General features: G+C 54.1%; 17 protein-coding genes and 3 pseudogenes. 19 read left to right on the top strand and 1 reads right to left on the bottom strand.

Features of this window, described 5'->3' with window-relative positions; translation table 11 throughout:
• The first annotated feature begins 17 nt into the window (after nucleotides 1–17).
• The 19 genes and pseudogenes from AC6I8M_RS10935 (at nucleotide 18) to AC6I8M_RS10845 (ending at nucleotide 14,570) form a co-directional block, all read left to right on the top strand.
• Complete coding sequence (locus AC6I8M_RS10935; protein ID WP_010617521.1) at nucleotides 18–554, top strand: fimbrial protein; 537 nt, start codon at nucleotides 18–20, stop codon at nucleotides 552–554.
• 110 nt (nucleotides 555–664) lie between these two features.
• Nucleotides 665–3,133: pseudogene (locus AC6I8M_RS10930) on the top strand (outer membrane usher protein).
• A 14-nt stretch (nucleotides 3,134–3,147) separates the two neighbouring features.
• Nucleotides 3,148–3,898, top strand: a pseudogene (locus tag AC6I8M_RS10925) (fimbria/pilus periplasmic chaperone).
• Nucleotides 3,899–3,901: 3 nt separating this feature from the next.
• The gene (locus AC6I8M_RS10920) at nucleotides 3,902–4,426 is read left to right on the top strand and encodes a fimbrial protein (protein WP_010617528.1); all 525 of its coding nucleotides are present in this window, start codon (nucleotides 3,902–3,904) and stop codon (nucleotides 4,424–4,426) included.
• 85 nt (nucleotides 4,427–4,511) lie between these two features.
• On the top strand, nucleotides 4,512–4,925 hold the full coding sequence (locus AC6I8M_RS10915; protein ID WP_010617529.1) for a fimbrial protein: 414 nt from the start codon (nucleotides 4,512–4,514) through the stop codon (nucleotides 4,923–4,925).
• A gap of 9 nt (nucleotides 4,926–4,934) precedes the next feature.
• Complete coding sequence (locus AC6I8M_RS10910; RefSeq protein ID WP_022547360.1) at nucleotides 4,935–5,450, top strand: fimbrial protein; 516 nt, start codon at nucleotides 4,935–4,937, stop codon at nucleotides 5,448–5,450.
• Nucleotides 5,451–5,459: 9 nt separating this feature from the next.
• Nucleotides 5,460–6,098 (top strand): winged helix-turn-helix domain-containing protein, encoded by a 639-nt coding sequence (locus tag AC6I8M_RS10905; RefSeq protein WP_010617531.1) that lies wholly within the window; start codon nucleotides 5,460–5,462, stop codon nucleotides 6,096–6,098.
• A gap of 63 nt (nucleotides 6,099–6,161) precedes the next feature.
• Nucleotides 6,162–6,314, top strand: coding sequence for a hypothetical protein (locus AC6I8M_RS10900; RefSeq protein ID WP_010617532.1), 153 nt, complete (start codon nucleotides 6,162–6,164; stop codon nucleotides 6,312–6,314).
• Nucleotides 6,315–6,340: 26 nt separating this feature from the next.
• Nucleotides 6,341–6,748 carry a hypothetical protein gene (locus AC6I8M_RS10895; RefSeq protein WP_010617533.1) on the top strand — a complete coding sequence of 136 codons (408 nt, stop codon included), beginning with the start codon at nucleotides 6,341–6,343 and terminating at the stop codon, nucleotides 6,746–6,748.
• Nucleotides 6,749–6,793: 45 nt separating this feature from the next.
• The gene (locus tag AC6I8M_RS10890) at nucleotides 6,794–7,843 is read left to right on the top strand and encodes a fimbrial protein (protein ID WP_498013786.1); all 1,050 of its coding nucleotides are present in this window, start codon (nucleotides 6,794–6,796) and stop codon (nucleotides 7,841–7,843) included.
• 128 nt (nucleotides 7,844–7,971) lie between these two features.
• Nucleotides 7,972–8,523, top strand: a complete 552-nt coding sequence (locus AC6I8M_RS10885) for a hypothetical protein (protein WP_153005970.1) — start codon at nucleotides 7,972–7,974, stop codon at nucleotides 8,521–8,523.
• Between the two features lie 2 nt (nucleotides 8,524–8,525).
• The gene (locus tag AC6I8M_RS10880) at nucleotides 8,526–9,038 is read left to right on the top strand and encodes a fimbrial protein (RefSeq protein ID WP_022547362.1); all 513 of its coding nucleotides are present in this window, start codon (nucleotides 8,526–8,528) and stop codon (nucleotides 9,036–9,038) included.
• A gap of 346 nt (nucleotides 9,039–9,384) precedes the next feature.
• A complete protein-coding gene (locus tag AC6I8M_RS10875) occupies nucleotides 9,385–11,157 on the top strand; it encodes a PglL family O-oligosaccharyltransferase (protein WP_058948942.1) in 1,773 nt (590 codons plus the stop codon).
• Nucleotides 11,158–11,290: 133 nt separating this feature from the next.
• On the top strand, nucleotides 11,291–11,569 hold the full coding sequence (locus AC6I8M_RS10870) for a DUF3574 domain-containing protein (RefSeq protein ID WP_318285238.1): 279 nt from the start codon (nucleotides 11,291–11,293) through the stop codon (nucleotides 11,567–11,569).
• 85 nt (nucleotides 11,570–11,654) lie between these two features.
• Nucleotides 11,655–12,371 (top strand): ribonuclease PH, encoded by a 717-nt coding sequence (gene rph, locus AC6I8M_RS10865; protein WP_058948943.1) that lies wholly within the window; start codon nucleotides 11,655–11,657, stop codon nucleotides 12,369–12,371.
• A 49-nt stretch (nucleotides 12,372–12,420) separates the two neighbouring features.
• On the top strand, nucleotides 12,421–13,062 hold the full coding sequence (gene pyrE / locus AC6I8M_RS10860) for an orotate phosphoribosyltransferase (RefSeq protein ID WP_021507081.1): 642 nt from the start codon (nucleotides 12,421–12,423) through the stop codon (nucleotides 13,060–13,062).
• A gap of 248 nt (nucleotides 13,063–13,310) precedes the next feature.
• Nucleotides 13,311–13,589 (top strand): hypothetical protein, encoded by a 279-nt coding sequence (locus tag AC6I8M_RS10855; RefSeq protein ID WP_498013850.1) that lies wholly within the window; start codon nucleotides 13,311–13,313, stop codon nucleotides 13,587–13,589.
• Complete coding sequence (locus AC6I8M_RS10850) at nucleotides 13,475–13,759, top strand: IS110 family transposase (protein ID WP_498013809.1); 285 nt, start codon at nucleotides 13,475–13,477, stop codon at nucleotides 13,757–13,759. Before AC6I8M_RS10855 ends, AC6I8M_RS10850 begins: the two co-directional genes overlap by 115 nt.
• Nucleotides 13,728–14,570, top strand: coding sequence for an IS3 family transposase (locus AC6I8M_RS10845; protein WP_022537112.1), 843 nt, complete (start codon nucleotides 13,728–13,730; stop codon nucleotides 14,568–14,570). Before AC6I8M_RS10850 ends, AC6I8M_RS10845 begins: the two co-directional genes overlap by 32 nt.
• 236 nt (nucleotides 14,571–14,806) lie before the next feature.
• Here the strand turns inward: AC6I8M_RS10845 and AC6I8M_RS10840 are convergent.
• Nucleotides 14,807–15,171: pseudogene (locus AC6I8M_RS10840) on the bottom strand (hypothetical protein).
• Nucleotides 15,172–15,369: the final 198 nt, after the last annotated feature.

Here is a 15,369-nt window from a genome sequence, read left to right as displayed (position 1 = left end):
CTTAAGGAACTGCGGCGATGAGTCGTTTTATGCCTGCGGCGATAGTTTCGGCATCGGTGCTTTTCATCAATGACTGCCGCGCTGAACAGTTGATCGACCGCGGCCGCGTTGCGTTACGCGGCGCCATTCATCAGGGTGTCTGCGCCATTAAGGTCGATGATGCTGAACAAACCATCGCGATGGGGGTGCTGCCGCTGGCGCGCCTGCAGCGTGATGGTAAAGGGCCGGGTTTTCCCTTCTCTATCCAGCTGGTGAATTGTCCGGTGGAGTACAGCGCGTCGGGAGGCGTGGCTCGCACCTTTTCTATCACCTTTGACCACGATGGCCCGCCGGGTCAGCAGCGCTTTGCTGTGTATGGCGATGCCAAAGGGGTAGAGCTGATGATTACGGATACGCAGGGCAACACTATTGCTCCCGGTGAGGCGCAGCCGATCGATCAGCATCTGACGCAGCAGCATGACCTGCGTTATCGGCTCACGCTGGTCAGCAACCAGCAGCAACTGCACAGCGGGAGTTACGCCGCCGCGATTCGTTTTCACATTAATTACAACTGATCTTTCACGGTTTACGGACACCGCTTGCCATGAAAAAGGCTTCATTAACTGCGCCAGCCTCATGCGTGCGCAGGCAGCGTATCAGGCTGACGCCGCTCAGCGTGGTGTTAATGTTAGCCCTTGGCTACAGTGCTCCGCTCTTCGCTGCCGGTGCGGTCTCATTCAACACCGATATTCTTGATCTCAACGATCGGCAAAACATCGATCTGTCGCAGTTTGCTCAGGCTGGCTACATCATGCCGGGCGAATACATGATAGAGCTGCGCGTCAACCAGACGCAGATTCCGGAAATGCTGGTGCGCTACTACCGTGCCCGAAAACGCGCCGAATGAAAGTCTGCCCTGCCTGACACCCGAAATGGTGGATAAGCTGGCGCTGAAACCGGAAGTGCTGAAAAACGCGTCGTGGCTGCAGAATGGCCAGTGTCTGGCGGTGGATTCCATCTCCGGCATGCAGGTGCGCGGTAATCTGGGTGAATCTCGCCTCAACATCACCATTCCACAGGCATGGCTGTGGAGTACAGCGCCGCCAACTGGGAACCGCCGTCGCGCTGGGATAACGGCGTCCCGGGCCTGTTAATGGATTACAACCTGTTTGCCTCTACCACGCGTGCGCAATACGGCGCTAACAGCCAGAGGGTGAGCGGCAACGGCACCGGTGGCGTTAACGCCGGCGCCTGGCGCCTGCGTGCAGACTGGCAGATGCAGCAAAATCGCGGCTCTGGCAGCCACCGTCAGGAATTCACCTGAACACGCTTTTACGCCTATCGGCCGCTGCCTGCTCTCCAGGCGAAAGCCACGCTGGGAGAGAACTATCTCGATTCCGGCATGTTTGACAGCTTTCGCTATCTTGGCGCGGCGATCACCAGCGATGACAACATGCTGCCGCCCAACTTGCGTGGCTATGCGCCGGAAGTGACCGGTATCGCCAAAACCAACGCCAAAGTCACCATTAGCCAGCAGGGGCGGGTGATTTATGAATCGCAGGTGGTGGCCGGTCCATTTCGTATTCAGGATCTCAATGATGCCGTCTCCGGCCAGCTTGATGTGCGCGTCGAGGAGCAGGACGGCAGTGTACAGACCTTTAGCGTCGATACCGCCACCATCTCGTATCTGACTCGTCCGGGCCGCGTGCGTTACAAATTCGCCAGCGGCAAACCGGGCCGCGAAGAGCACAAAACGCAGGGACCCACGTTTGCCACCGGCGAATTCTCTTGGGGGATCAGTAACGGCTGGTCGATGTACGGCGGCGGGCTGGCCGCAGGCAATTACAAAGCGTTATCGATGGGTCTGGGACGCGATCTGCTGTTGCTGGGCGCCATTTCGTTTGATGCCACCCAGTCACATGCCGGCTTACCGCAGCAGGGCAACAAAAGCGGCGGCTCTTATTGCCTGAGCTATTCCAAACGCTTTGAGGAACTTGATGGTCAGGTGACGTTTGCCGGCTACCGTTTTTCGCAGCGCAACTTTATGAGTCTGCCGCAGTATCTCGACGCGCGTTATCGCAACCAGCAGGTTTCTAACAGCAAAGAGCTCTACACCATTACGTTCAACAAGCACTTTCGCAGCCTGAACCTGAGTAGTTACCTCAGCTACAGCCATCAAACCTATTGGGATCGTGCCCCGCTGGATCGCTGGAGCTTTTCCACCTCGCGCTACTTTGATATCGGCCGGTTTAAGAATCTGAGTTTAAGTCTGTCGCTCAACCGGACGCAATATAACGGCAAAAACGATGACAGCGTTTACCTCAACTTCAGTATGCCGATTGGCGGTGACAGCAGCCTGAGCTACAGTCAGCAAACCAGCGGTAAGCAAACCACCCATTCGGCCAGTTTTTATGACCGGCTGGACAGTAACAACAGCTACAGCCTGAGCGCCGGCCTCAATAGCGATCGCCGACAGTCGTTCAGTGGGTTTTACAGTCATCAGGGCAGTCTGACCAGCATGACGGCCAGCGCCAGCGCGCAGCAGGGACAGTACCGCAGCGCCAGCCTGTCACTGCAGGGCGGTTTAACGCTCACGCCGCAGGGCGCGGCGCTGCACCGGCTGGGCATGCCCGGCAGCACGCGTCTGATGGTCGATACCGATGGCGTCTCCGGCGTGCCGGTCAACGGTGGCGGCAGTAACACGTATACCAATTTCTTTGGCAAAGCGGTGATTTCGGACGTGAACAGCTACTACCGCAACACCGCCAGTATCGATGTCACCGGACTGGCCGACAACGTGGAAGCTTCGCGCCCGGTAACACAGATCACCCTGACCGAAGGCGCCATCGGTTACCGGCGTTTTGGTGTGATTAAAGGCATCAAAGCCATGGCCGCCATCCGGCTGGAAGATGGCAGCTGGCCGCCCTTTGGTGCCAGCGTCCAGAGTAACGGACGCGAAGTGGGCATTCTGGATGATGACGGTCTGGTGTGGCTGAGCGGCATTGAGGCCGGTGCCAGCATGGGTGTGCGCTGGAACGGCGAAACCCAGTGTCAGCTGGCATTACCCGATCCTCTGCCGCAGCAGTTGCTCGACGAAGGACAGAACTTGTTATTACTTTGCACGCGCCGCGCAGCGCCTGCTTCTTCAACGTAAGGAAAGAGTTAATCATGCTGGTAAAAACGCTGAGTGGCGCCTTGCTGCTCTCCACGCTGACGCTATCGCTGCAGGCTCACGCGGCGATTGCGCTTGATCGTACCCGGGTCATTTTTAACGGTAACGAAAAAAACGTCTCGCTGAATATCAGTAATGAAAACAATCAGCTGCCTTATCTGGCACAGGGCTGGATTGAAGACAGCAGCGGTAAAAAAATTACGTCACCGCTAGTGCTGTTGCCGCCGGTGCAACGCGTTGAACCGGGCGAGCGCAGCGTGGTGAAAGTGCAGTCGCTGCCAGCCATCAAGTCTCTGCCACAGGATCGTGAGTCGGTGTTCTATTTCAGCATGCGTGAAATTCCGCCGCGCAGCGAGAAGAGCAACGTGTTGCAAATTGCGCTGCAGACCGCGTATCAAGCTGTTCTATCGCCCGGAAGCGATCGTGGGGAGCAATCCGTCGGTGGTGACGCCATGGCAGGAAAAACTGACGCTGACGCGCCAGGGTGCACGCTAACAGCTCAACAATCCCACGCCTTACTTCATTACGCTGGTGGATGCACAGCCAGCGAAAGGCCAGTCACTGAAGAAAAGCTTTGAACCGGTGATGGTCGCGCCAAAATCCAGTATCGATCTGGGCGTGAACGCAGCAGAACTGGGCAACGCGCCGCTGTTAACTTACATCAACGACTACGGCGGCCGTCCAACGCTGGCGCTGAAGTGTGCTGGCGACAGCTGTAGCGTCGTCAGTAACAAGGTGGAGCAGTAAGCGATGCGTGTGCTGTTGCTGGCGCTGTTGAGCCTGACTCTGCAGGCGGCAACCAACGGCGTGGTGCATGTGTATGGCGCGCTGCAGGAGAGTCCATGCTGGCTTGACGTCGGTGACAATGATCAGACGGCTGGCCTCAATACCACGCCGACCGCCGAGCTGCAACAGGTCGGCGAGCAGGTGATGAAGCAGGCGTTAACGCTGCATTTGCAGGACTGTCCGTACAGTATCAGCAATGTCGCCGATCCGCTATGGCTGCAACATGTGCCTTCCATCAGCATCGACTTCTTTGCCCCGCAAAGTCTGGCCGACCCTCAGCTGATTCGCGTACAGGGCTCTGACGGCGTGGGCCTGCAATTGTTTGATGAGAACCATCAGCCGCTGCCGCCCACCTTCCGCAATCTGCGCGTGCCGCTCAGCGCCGGTAGCAATGTGCTGAGCTGGCTGACGGTGGAGAAACGCACCGCGCTGCCGCTGCAGCCGGGTGCCTGGTCAGCCAGCGGCCAGTTACAGGTGAACTATGACTAAGCATCGACTTGTTTCGTTAATGAAGCATTACAGCAGGCTGCTAACCGGTAGCCTGCTGCTGTGCATCTGCTAGCCGCTCCATGCGGTGGAGCTGCGCCTGCACGGTACGCTGATCGAGAATCCGCCCTGCACGCTGAATGACAACCAGAGCCTGATGATTGAGTTTGGCGATGCGCTGAGCGTGAAAAAGATCGATTGCGTCAACTACCTGCAGCGTAAGGCGATACCGGTTAAGTGCACCGAGGATCCGGGTGCGGCATTGCAGGTGCGTCTGACCGGTACCGCTTCCGGTTTCGACAGCAGCGCACTGCTCAGCAGTGTGAGTGCGCTGGGTATTCGCTTTTATCTGGCCAGTAAGCCGCTGGCGTTCAACAGCACGTTGCCGATTGTTTTCCCCGGCACGCTTGATCTCGGCGCGGTGCCGGTACAGCAGCCGGGCGTGACGCTGGAGGGTGGGGAGTTCACCGCCAGCGCGGCGCTGCTGCTGGAATATCAGTAAGGAGAGGCGATGAGAGCGGGCGTAATGCTGGTACTGGGATGGCTGCTGGTGCCACCGGCACAGGCGATAGAGATGCAGCTGCACGGCACGCTGGTGGCGGAACCCTGTTCGCTGGAACCGGATCAGCAGCAGCTGGAACTCAACTTTGGCGACATCGTTGCGAAATCGCTGTATCAGAATCCGCGCACGCCGGCGCGTCCGCTGGTGATGCGCCTGAGCGGCTGTGATACCGAACTGGGAAAAGACGTCGAGCTGGTGTTCAACGGTATTGCCGATGCTGAGCAGCCCGATCTGCTGGCGCTGGCCGGTGATGCCGGCGCCAAAGGCGTGGCCATTGGGCTGAGTGATGCGGACGGAAAGCTAGTGCCCATTAACCGGGGAGTAATGCATTTTCCGCTGCAGCAGGGCGATAACCAGCTGCAGTTCAGTGCCTGGCTGCAGGCTTCGGCGAGCGCGATTGCCGAGCGCACCATTGAGCCTGGCAATGTATCGGCAATTGCCACTTTTTATCTGAACTATCCCTGAGTGCCTGTTATGTGGTTGATCAATCAACATATCACCTTTGATCCGGATCGGCGCCTGTTGCGCGATCGGCATGATAACGAGCTGCTGCTCAATCAGAGCAGCGCACGCTGCCTGACGCTGTTTCTGCAAAAGCCGGGTGAGGTCATTAGCCACGAAACGTTGCTGGATGAAGGCTGGCGTAGCCAGGGCGTGCACGTGACGGAAAACTCGCTGCGCCAGATGCTGTCGATGCTGCGCAAACAGTTTCTGCAACTGCGGGTTGAAGGAGAAACCTTTGTCACCGTTCATCGTCAGGGCTACCGGCTACATGAGTCGGTGCGGGTGGAAGCCTGTTTACCACTGGCTGAAGCCGTAGAAGAGGCGCGCATCACGTCGGAAGCGCGTATTCAGCCACTGGTCACCACCCATGTGCACACGGCGCCGCTGCCGGTGATGGTCCAGCCGCCGATCACCGCCACCGTGGAGGAGGAAACGCCCGCTGCGGCGCCACGCAGTCGTTCCGGGCTGGTGCTAATCGGCATGTTGATCAGCGCGGTGCTGTTACTGGTGCTGGCCTTGCTCGGCATTAAGGTGCTGGAGATTCGCGACGTGGTAACCGTGACCTATGCACCCTATCGCTACGTGCAGGGCCGGCAGTGGTATATCTAGGACGACTTCAGCGCCACCGAGCGTGAAGAGATCGATCAAAACCTGTAGCTGGTGAGTGACAGCATGGCGCGCTTTATCCAGCTGGCCGAAGAGGAACGCCACATCTATATCAATCGCACCAAGCTGGCTGACCGTTACAGCTGGTTTATCTGTCAAAACCCTATCGAGCAGAAGGATCCGTTATGTCGGTCAGCCATATATTTCGTCGCCGAGTAACCTAGGTGTTGCAGGGGGGATTACTGATGCTGGCGCTGGTACTGGCGGCCATCCTGATTTATCAGCTGTCACGTCGCATTCCCCATTGTGAAGCGGATTCGATTCTGATTTCCAAAGAGGCGGGACAGCTGGTGGTGTCGCACGGGCAGTGGAAAGTGCAAAACAGCCTGTTTCAGGCCACCGGCAATTACAGCGGCATGATCAGCTATTATTCGCCACAGCAGCAACTGCAGCGCCGCGAACCAGTAGACGTCTCTTTTGAGCTGCGCCACAGCTTCTCCGGCGCCGCGCTGCGCAGCGAAACCCTGCCATTTCCTACAATCTCGCCAACCGCGCCTCACCACAGAATATTGAGCGCTATATCTCCGCCGGACTGGCGCCCGGCCATGTCAATTACGGCTGGATTTATCGTTTGCAGAATGTGCGTTATGTGATTGGGAATAATGCGAATCCGTCGGTAATTTGCAGGAAATAAAAAGATGAATAAAAATCTAATCATTCATGTTCTTTTTTTATGCTTTCTTTATAGCTGTCATTCTCAGGCAGGATTAGACGAGGCTTGCTGGACAGAACCTACGCAGAAAATGGTGATTAATTCCCAGGACGTAAAATTTGCCTTTCGCTGGAAAGGCACGCATTACAACAGAAGTGGAGAAGCATTTCTGCCTAATAATTACTCTATTTTATGTAATAAAAGCAAACCGACCGGTTCAAGTGACAGATATAGCTTTTTGCTTTTTGATGCGGACATGGGGCCGGCACTGTCTCCTTCAGAAACTAATGGGTATTTTAAAGTTAATGATGATGTGGACTTGCTGGTGTCAATGGTTACCAATTATGGGTCAGAAACACGTCTTCTTCCCGTTAAGTATGAAGATAACTTAATAATGGACATCCCTAAACTTCCTGTCGGAAGTAACTTGGTGTCTTCCAGTCCAGCGTTTAATAGTAAGGTGGGTTTTAGCTTGTTATTGCGAAGAGATATTTTGGGGGGCGCAGTAACTATCCCGGGAAATTTGCTAATTGCGACGCTTTATACAGTAGATTATAACTTTATACCGCGTCCTCCTCGTCCAGACAAGCCTTTGGCGATGATGATGACCAGTCCTATGGGTATCGTGATACCGGTTCTTGTTGAATGTAATATAAACAATGGAAATGCTATTAATATCGAGTTTGGGCGCATGGTGGTGAATAGCATTTATGATGTGCCGGCTAATTATCAGTATAGCCAGCATGCCCCTTTGACTATTAAGTGTAATTCTCGTCTTAACCAGGATGCAGCGATTCAGTTAACAAGCGCCGTCACGAGTTTTTCCAGCGACCTGATTGCTACCAGTAATAAAGATTTAGGTGTGGCAGTGTTTCACCGTGGGCAGCTAATGAAACCTTATCAGCCTTCACCCGTAAAGCTGGTTAATGGTGAAGCCCTGGAAGAAATTACGCTATCACCGGTTAAAAGGAAAGGTGTGAAACTGGACGGCGGTGAATTTACTGCTTCAGCCACGGTGGTTGTCACACTAATGTAAGAAATTGAAAAACAGATGGGCCGAATTTCTGAAGACCAGTACGGCTGGATGCATCGTAAGGAAATTCGAAACCACTTGTTAGTTACTAAATATCTTTGTTATTTTAATTCTATGTGGTTGTTTATGTCATGGAAAAATATTCGTTGCGAAGAAAATATATATTACTTTTTTCTAAAGCACTTTTTATCGGCATTTTTTCTCATCCGGCTCACGCTGGTCTTGAAGAAGCCTGCTGGACTGACCCCTTGCAAATAGTTTTTTTATCAAACGGAAGACTAATTACCTTGCAACCGCCAAAGAAAGAGGCTGAAGGTGTTATCAGTTTTGACTACACCCCCGGTTATTTTTCAGCAAAGTGTAATAACTCTTATGATCATGAAAGGAGCGGGATGTTCATTGAGGCCGAGCTTGGTCCTTATTTCATTCCATCACAAGTTAATAGTGGTTATTATCGTTTATCTGATGGGGTAGATGCCAAAATGGGTTTAGCGAATGGTGACGGCAATCTTACTTATCCAATTAAACTCGAAGAAAGGACGCTGCTAAGGGACGCCCCCTACTGGTTTAAACCGGGACAAGGGATTATTTATGATAAGTTTAGACCTATGGTTTACATATCGCTGCGCTTTATCTTAACAAAATATATTATTGGTGGTGCTATTTATATTCCTCCAATATAGATATGGTTACTATTTATTCCATCGTTTCAAGGCGATCGGGAGATCCTCTCCCGCCAAAACCTGATAAGCCATTTCTACGCCTTGTCATTGGACCACAAGGAATTATTATTCCAGTACCCATTGTCTGTGATATCAATAACGGCACGGATATTAACGTTGAATTTGACCGCATCGCCGTAAGCTCCGTTTCCGAGTCAATAGCGAACAGCGCTAACAGCAAAGATGTGCCGTTAGAGGTCAAATGCAGTTCCGCGTTAAATCAGGAGGCCAATTTACGCTTAGTCGCCGGTACCACCGCGTTCTCCGACGAACTCATCGCCACCAACTATCCTGATTTGGGCATTGCGGTTAAGCACAAAGGGCAACTGCTCAAACCGATGGGCACTTCTGCTGTCCGGTTAATCAACGGCATGGCTTCAGAGGTCATCACCGTGTTCCCGGTGAAAAAGAAAGGACAACAGCTGAGCGGTGGCGAATTCAATGCTTCAGCAACATTGCTGATCAGTCTGCCATGATGATGCTTTAAACAGCTTTATTGATATTAATGTTAATTAACCTTTTTATGATGGTTAAAGTTAAACACTTATCAGAGGGGGATCTGCTTCGCCTGAAGCGATACAGGTTAACTGTGTTTGAAAATATTTTTCATCATCATAGCTCTGTGAATCACCGTGATTCACGAGGGTTTTCACACCATTCACAGCTTTTTTGGCCGTACATTTTCTGTAGCCAAAGTCTATCAACAATTTTTCAACGAGACAGTTTTTGGCCTGTTTCGGCAATTGGGTTTGCTATGCTTTTTCTCTGTTTCATGTCGTGTATCTGTCCGGACGAGACCCGCGCGTCACGCCGCCTCTGTTGATGCAGCAATTCCTGCAGCGGCGGCGTCGGGGACAGTGCGGTGAGAAAGTCGCCTCTTTCCCTTTCCCTTTCCCTTCGCTGGCCTGCCTTATCTGTTTTCTCCCCACGCTGATCTATCTGCTCAACCGTGGTGGCAGTGGCTTTAATCTGCCGCTAAATTTACTCACTGCAGGCTGCCTCGCGCTGCTCGCGGCCACGCTGCTGTTGAAGAACTGGCGCCAGCCGCGCTATTTAATTGATGACAACGTCATGACGCATGCGCTGTTGCTGATGCTGTTTTGCTTTGCGCTGGCGGTGATCCTGCAGGAGAACGATAACGGACTGCTGACCGGCGTTATCCGACTACTGGGGCTCAGCGCCATACTCATTCTGTGGCTGCTGCTGGGCCTGATGCCGCAGCTCTGGCAACAGCGTCAGCGAATCATTGCCGGCATTGTGTTGCTCAGCACCTTGCAGGCGCTGCTGGCGATTGCGCAGACCTGCTTTCCGGTTCAGCTGCAAACGCTGATGGAGTTTCGCTATCATGCCGGCCAGATTCGCCCTTACGGTATTTTTCAGCAGTTCAATTTGCTGGCCAGCTTTCTGGCGACCGGCCTGGCGGCAACGGTCTGGCTCTGTCTGCAATCTGACATCAGGCACCGCTTCTTACTGCTGCCGGCAGTCCTGCTCAACAGCCTGGCGCTGCTTCTGACGCAGTCGCGTACCGGTGCGTTTGGCTTTGCGCTGGCGCTGCTGGTGATGCTGCTGGTGTGCGATCGTCGCCAGCGCGCGGTAATCATCAGGATTGTCATGGTGATGGCGCTGGCCGTGCTGAGCGCCCTGTTGCTGCGCAGTGAATTAGCGCCCGGCATGCGTGAATTTGCGTCGTCCGACTTGGCGCGCCAGCAGCTGCTGGAATACACGCTGCGTATGATTATGGAAAAACCGTTCAGCGGCTGGGGCTTTGGCCAGTTTGAGTATCATTTTTCGCGGATACGCATGGCGGACGCGATTTACCCGGACGATTTTAATGCCACCCATTCCCATAACGAGTGGCTGTATAGCTGGGTGGAAGGCGGGGTTTTGCCGATGGTAGGCTTCACCGCCGTGTTGCTGGCATGGCTGACGCCGCTGTGGCGCTGGCGCAGTCAGCCGCAGCGCCTGATGCTGTGGAGTCTGACGCTGCCCGTCATGCTGCATACCATGGTCGAATTTCCGCTCTATCAATCGCTGCCGCATCTGTGGCTGCTGATGCTGCTTACCCATCTGGCATTACGTCAGCCCGAAGATCGTTCAATGATTGAACCTGCGACGCCGGGTCTGCCGTCGCGTATGCTGCGCCTGAACATGGCCGGCGGCGCGATTGCGCTGATGTTGTTTTTCTTCAGCGGCCTGCAGACCAACGCGCTGCTTACCCAGGCGGAGCGCGGTCAGTTCCTCTCCTATCCTTCACGCGATCAGCTGTGGAATCCGTGGATTCAGGGCGAGCGCTATGAGTTCGGCGAAATGGTGCATTGCCTGATGCGCTACAACCAGACGCGGGATGAGCGCCTGCTGGCGCGCTTTGTGCAGCAGTCGTCGCTGTGGCTGGAGCGCCATAACGATCTCAACGTGTTCCGGAATGCGGTGATGATTGAGTGGCATCTGCGTCACTATCAGCGCTCGCGCAGGCTGCTGCGTCAGGCGCTGACCCTTTATCCGACAGATGAAAGCCTGCTGCAGCTGAAAGCAAAAATGATGACGGAATGGTCATCGGCGGCCTATGCTGTGACAGATGAGACAGGCAACTTCTGAGACTAAGATGTTGAATAAATGGATGAGGCCGCTGGGCTTCGCCATGATGTTAAGCGGATGTGAGACTTCTCCGCTCACCCCGCAAGTTATTCCGCCGCATACCGCGCCCGTGGCCGTGTGCGGGGCCGGCGAGATGATGATGCAAACCACGCTGTGGTTTGACCTGCCGTCCTCCGCTGGCGCAGCGGGCTGGTCGCAGTTTGCTGAACGCGACATCACGCCGCACTTTCCCTCGCCGCTGACGATTTACGATGGTCGCTGCCCACATGGCAATCGCAAGGTACTGGTACTGCTTCATCCGGCGGATCGGGCCAGCTCCGAAAGCATTAACGCGCTGCGCGACAAGTTTAAAAATCGTTTTGCGACACAACCGGTGACGCGTATCGACTCGCTGGTGGGCGCGGCGCTGTAACACGCGCTGCCTGCACGCGGGCAGGACAGCCGCCTGTGAAGTCCGTATAATGTGCAGCCAAACCCAAGCAAGCCGGAGAGAAACCATGCGTCCAGCAGGCCGTAGCACTTCTGAAGTGCGTCCCGTCACCCTCACTCGTCACTTTACCAAACATGCGGAAGGCTCGGTTCTTGTCGAGTTTGGCGAAACCAAAGTCCTGTGTACCGCGACCGTTGAAGAGGGTGTGCCGCGTTTTCTCAAAGGCAAAGGTCAGGGCTGGGTGACCGCAGAATACGGCATGCTGCCGCGTTCGACGCACAGCCGTATGGCGCGTGAAGCCGCCAAAGGCAAGCAGGGCGGACGTACGCTGGAAATCCAGCGCCTTATCGCCCGCTCGCTGCGTGCGGCGGTTGATCTGCAGGCGCTGGGTGAATTCACCATCACGCTGGACTGCGACGTGATTCAGGCCGACGGCGGCACGCGCACCGCGGCGATCACCGGTGCCTGCGTGGCGCTGGCTGATGCGCTGAACGCGCTGGTGGCAGCCGGTAAACTGAAAGCCAGCCCGCTGAAAGGCATGGTGGCGGCGATCTCGGTCGGCATCGTGGCCGGTGAAGCGGTTTGTGATTTAGAGTATGTCGAAGACTCCGCCGCTGAAACGGATATGAATGTGGTGATGACCGAAGATGGCCGCATGATTGAGGTGCAGGGCACCGCAGAAGGCGAGCCGTTCAGCCATGACGAATTGTTGCAGCTGCTGGCGCTGGCGCGCGGCGGCATTGAGAAGCTGATTCAGGCGCAGAAAGCGGCGTTAATTGATTGATGTAACAGGCGACCACAGAGTCGCCTTTTCTTTATTTGAGGAGTGAGAAATGAAAGCCTGGCAGCGTCAGTTTATTGAGTTCGCCCTGAACAAAGGGGTATTGAAATTTGGTGAGTTCACCCTGAAGTCTGGCCGCAAAAGTCCCTATTTCTTTAATGCCGGTCTGTTCAATACCGGGCGCGATTTAGCGCTGCTGGGTCGTTTCTATGCGCAGGCGCTGGTGGATGGCGGCGTCGATTTCGACCTGCTGTTTGGCCCGGCCTACAAAGGCATTCCAATTGCGACCACTACCGCCGTGGCGCTGGCCGATCATCATGACCGCGATGTGCCGTACTGTTTTAACCGTAAAGAGGCCAAAGATCACGGCGAAGGCGGTTTACTGGTAGGCAGTCCGCTGCAGGGCAAAGTGATGCTGGTCGATGATGTGATCACTGCCGGCACGGCAATTCGTGAATCGATGGACATCATCAACGCCCACAATGCCACGCTGGCCGGCGTGCTGATTTCGCTTGACCGCCAGGAGCGTGGCCGTGGCGAGATCTCCGCGATTCAGGAAGTGGAGCGCGATTATCAGTGCAAGGTTACAGCGATCATTACGCTGAGCGAGCTGATTGATTACCTAGCGGAGAAGCCAGAAATGGCCGACCATCTGGCGAAGGTGAAGGCGTATCGCAAAGAGTACGGTATTTAAGGTTTGCCGCGGTCGCCATGAATGGCGACCCTTATATCCCGATCATTCTCCTCCGGGTATGATGATCCCCGACTGATCATCGGGAAGTTGCTGGTGAGATGGGGGCGACCCCTGGGCATAAAGCCTGCTTTGTGGATTCATCCCCGGCAACTTAACTCCCGCCTTCAAGACCGGACGGTATCCTGTGCCCCGAGCACGCATCCATAAGGATGGTCATGGCGGTTTCCCTGTGCTGTTAAGGAGAATCTATGCAAACCCGTATGCCTGTCGGCATTGATATTGCCTCCGGAAAGTTTGATGTGGCCGTCTGGAAAGGCGACACGTCTTACAAAACCAAAGTCTTTCCCAACACCCCTAAGGGCTTTATCGCCCTGAAAAAATGGCTGGAGCCGTTCGGCTGCGCCATATCTGCATGGAGGCTACCGGCGCGTACAGTGAGCCGCTGGCCATCTTCCTTCACGACGAAGGCTATGATGTCAGCGTGGAAAATCCTGCGCGCATCAGGCGCTTCGGGCAGGCCGAGCTGAGCCGGAATAAGACGGATAAAGACGATGCGCGCATGATAGCGCGCTACTGTAAACTGCACGGCCCATTGAAGTGGCACACTAAATTTGGCCACCTGAACAGAGGTGATATGCTCACCTCAGAACAACACAGGTGCCATAATGAAAAAAAGAAATTTCAGCGCAGAGTTTAAACGCGAAGCCGCTCAACTGGTCCTTGATCAGAACTACACCGTTGCAGCTGCGGCCAATGCTATGGATGTGGGTCTTTCTACCATGACGCGATGGGGAAAACAGTTGCGGGATGAACGACAGGGCAAAATACCTAAAGCCTCCCCTATAACCCCGGAACAGATTGAAATACGCGAGCTGAAGAAAAAGCTACAACGTATTGAAATGGAAAACGACATATTAAAAAAGGCTACCCACCGGTATAAACGTGGTGGTCATGAACACATCGTTATCCCGAATCGCCTTGAGCGACAGTTCGCAGTGACAGAGCCTAATCAGGTGTGGTGCGGCGATGTGACGTACATCTGGACAGGCAGGCGTTGGGCTTACCTCGCTGTTGTTCTCGATCTGTTGGCAAGGAAACCGGTAGGCTGGGCAATGTCATTCTCACCGGACAGCAGGCTGACCATCAAAGCGCAGGAAATGGCGTGGGAAACTCGCGGTAAACCAGCCGGAGCGATGTTCCACAGTGACCAGGGTAGCCACTATACAAGCAGGCAGTTACTGTGGCGTTGCCGGATCAGGCAGAGTATGATCCGACGTGGAAACTGTTGGGACAACAGCCCGATGGAACGCTTCTTCAGAAGTCTGAAAAACGAGTGGGTGCCAGTGACAGGTTATATAAACTTTAGCGAAGCTGCACATGCGATCACAGACTATATCGTCGGATATTACAGCTCGCTAAGGCCGCATGACTATAACGGTGGGTTACCCCCAAACGAATCGGAAAACCGATACTGGAAAAACTCTAAAGCGGTGGCCAGTTTTAGTTGAACACTTCATCTGGACCATGAAGCAAATATGAAATGCCATAAACATCATACGGTGGCGGTCCGATTATGTTGGATATAGAGGCAAGCCTGGCGGGTTTGAAGTAGCTGAGTATGGTTTCCTTATGTTGTGTCATGTGCATTAGAACGATCTCATTTCTGTCCGTGGTTAAACGCTCCTATACAGCTGCTTATGTTCTAATGTCATGAGCGAGCCGTATTGATTTCTGTAAAGCTTTTTCAATTTATCCTGTCGAATTCACCCTCGATATAATTATCACTGCCGTCACGATCGCGCATCACCAAACCTGAACCAGGGAGGCCGTAACGGGAACAGTTACACCAGACGCCTTTACCTGCCCCTGACTGTGTGCTGTCCTGCCGCCGCTCATAGCTGGTTATCTTTTCCCATCATTAACCATCGCCTCCAGTGTTCGCCTGGCTGATTCCAGATGATGCCGTGTTTTGAAGGAGTCCATGCCACTGAGTAGATATGCGACCCCGGATACATCGAACGGTGGCGCGCCAATCTCGCCCGTTACCCATTCGCGGTGTTCCGGTTCAAAAAAGCTCAGTATCTCTTTTTTTCGGCTGGTCATTCTCATGGATGGTTGATTCCTTAATGTAGGAGAGATCTATCATACAATAAGGATTTCAACATATCGCGTTATACAGTGAGTTGAATGCTCATGCTGTGGATGAAAAACATCCAAATTGAGGTGTCGCAAAAACATTTGGGGGTACCTTTGGGGGGATGTGTGAATCTTAAACTCAAAAATAATGTTATTAAACATCAGCTTGGT

The sequence above is a fragment of the Type-A symbiont of Plautia stali genome, assembly GCF_059731155.1.
This window is presented reverse-complemented; position numbering and strand designations above follow the sequence as displayed.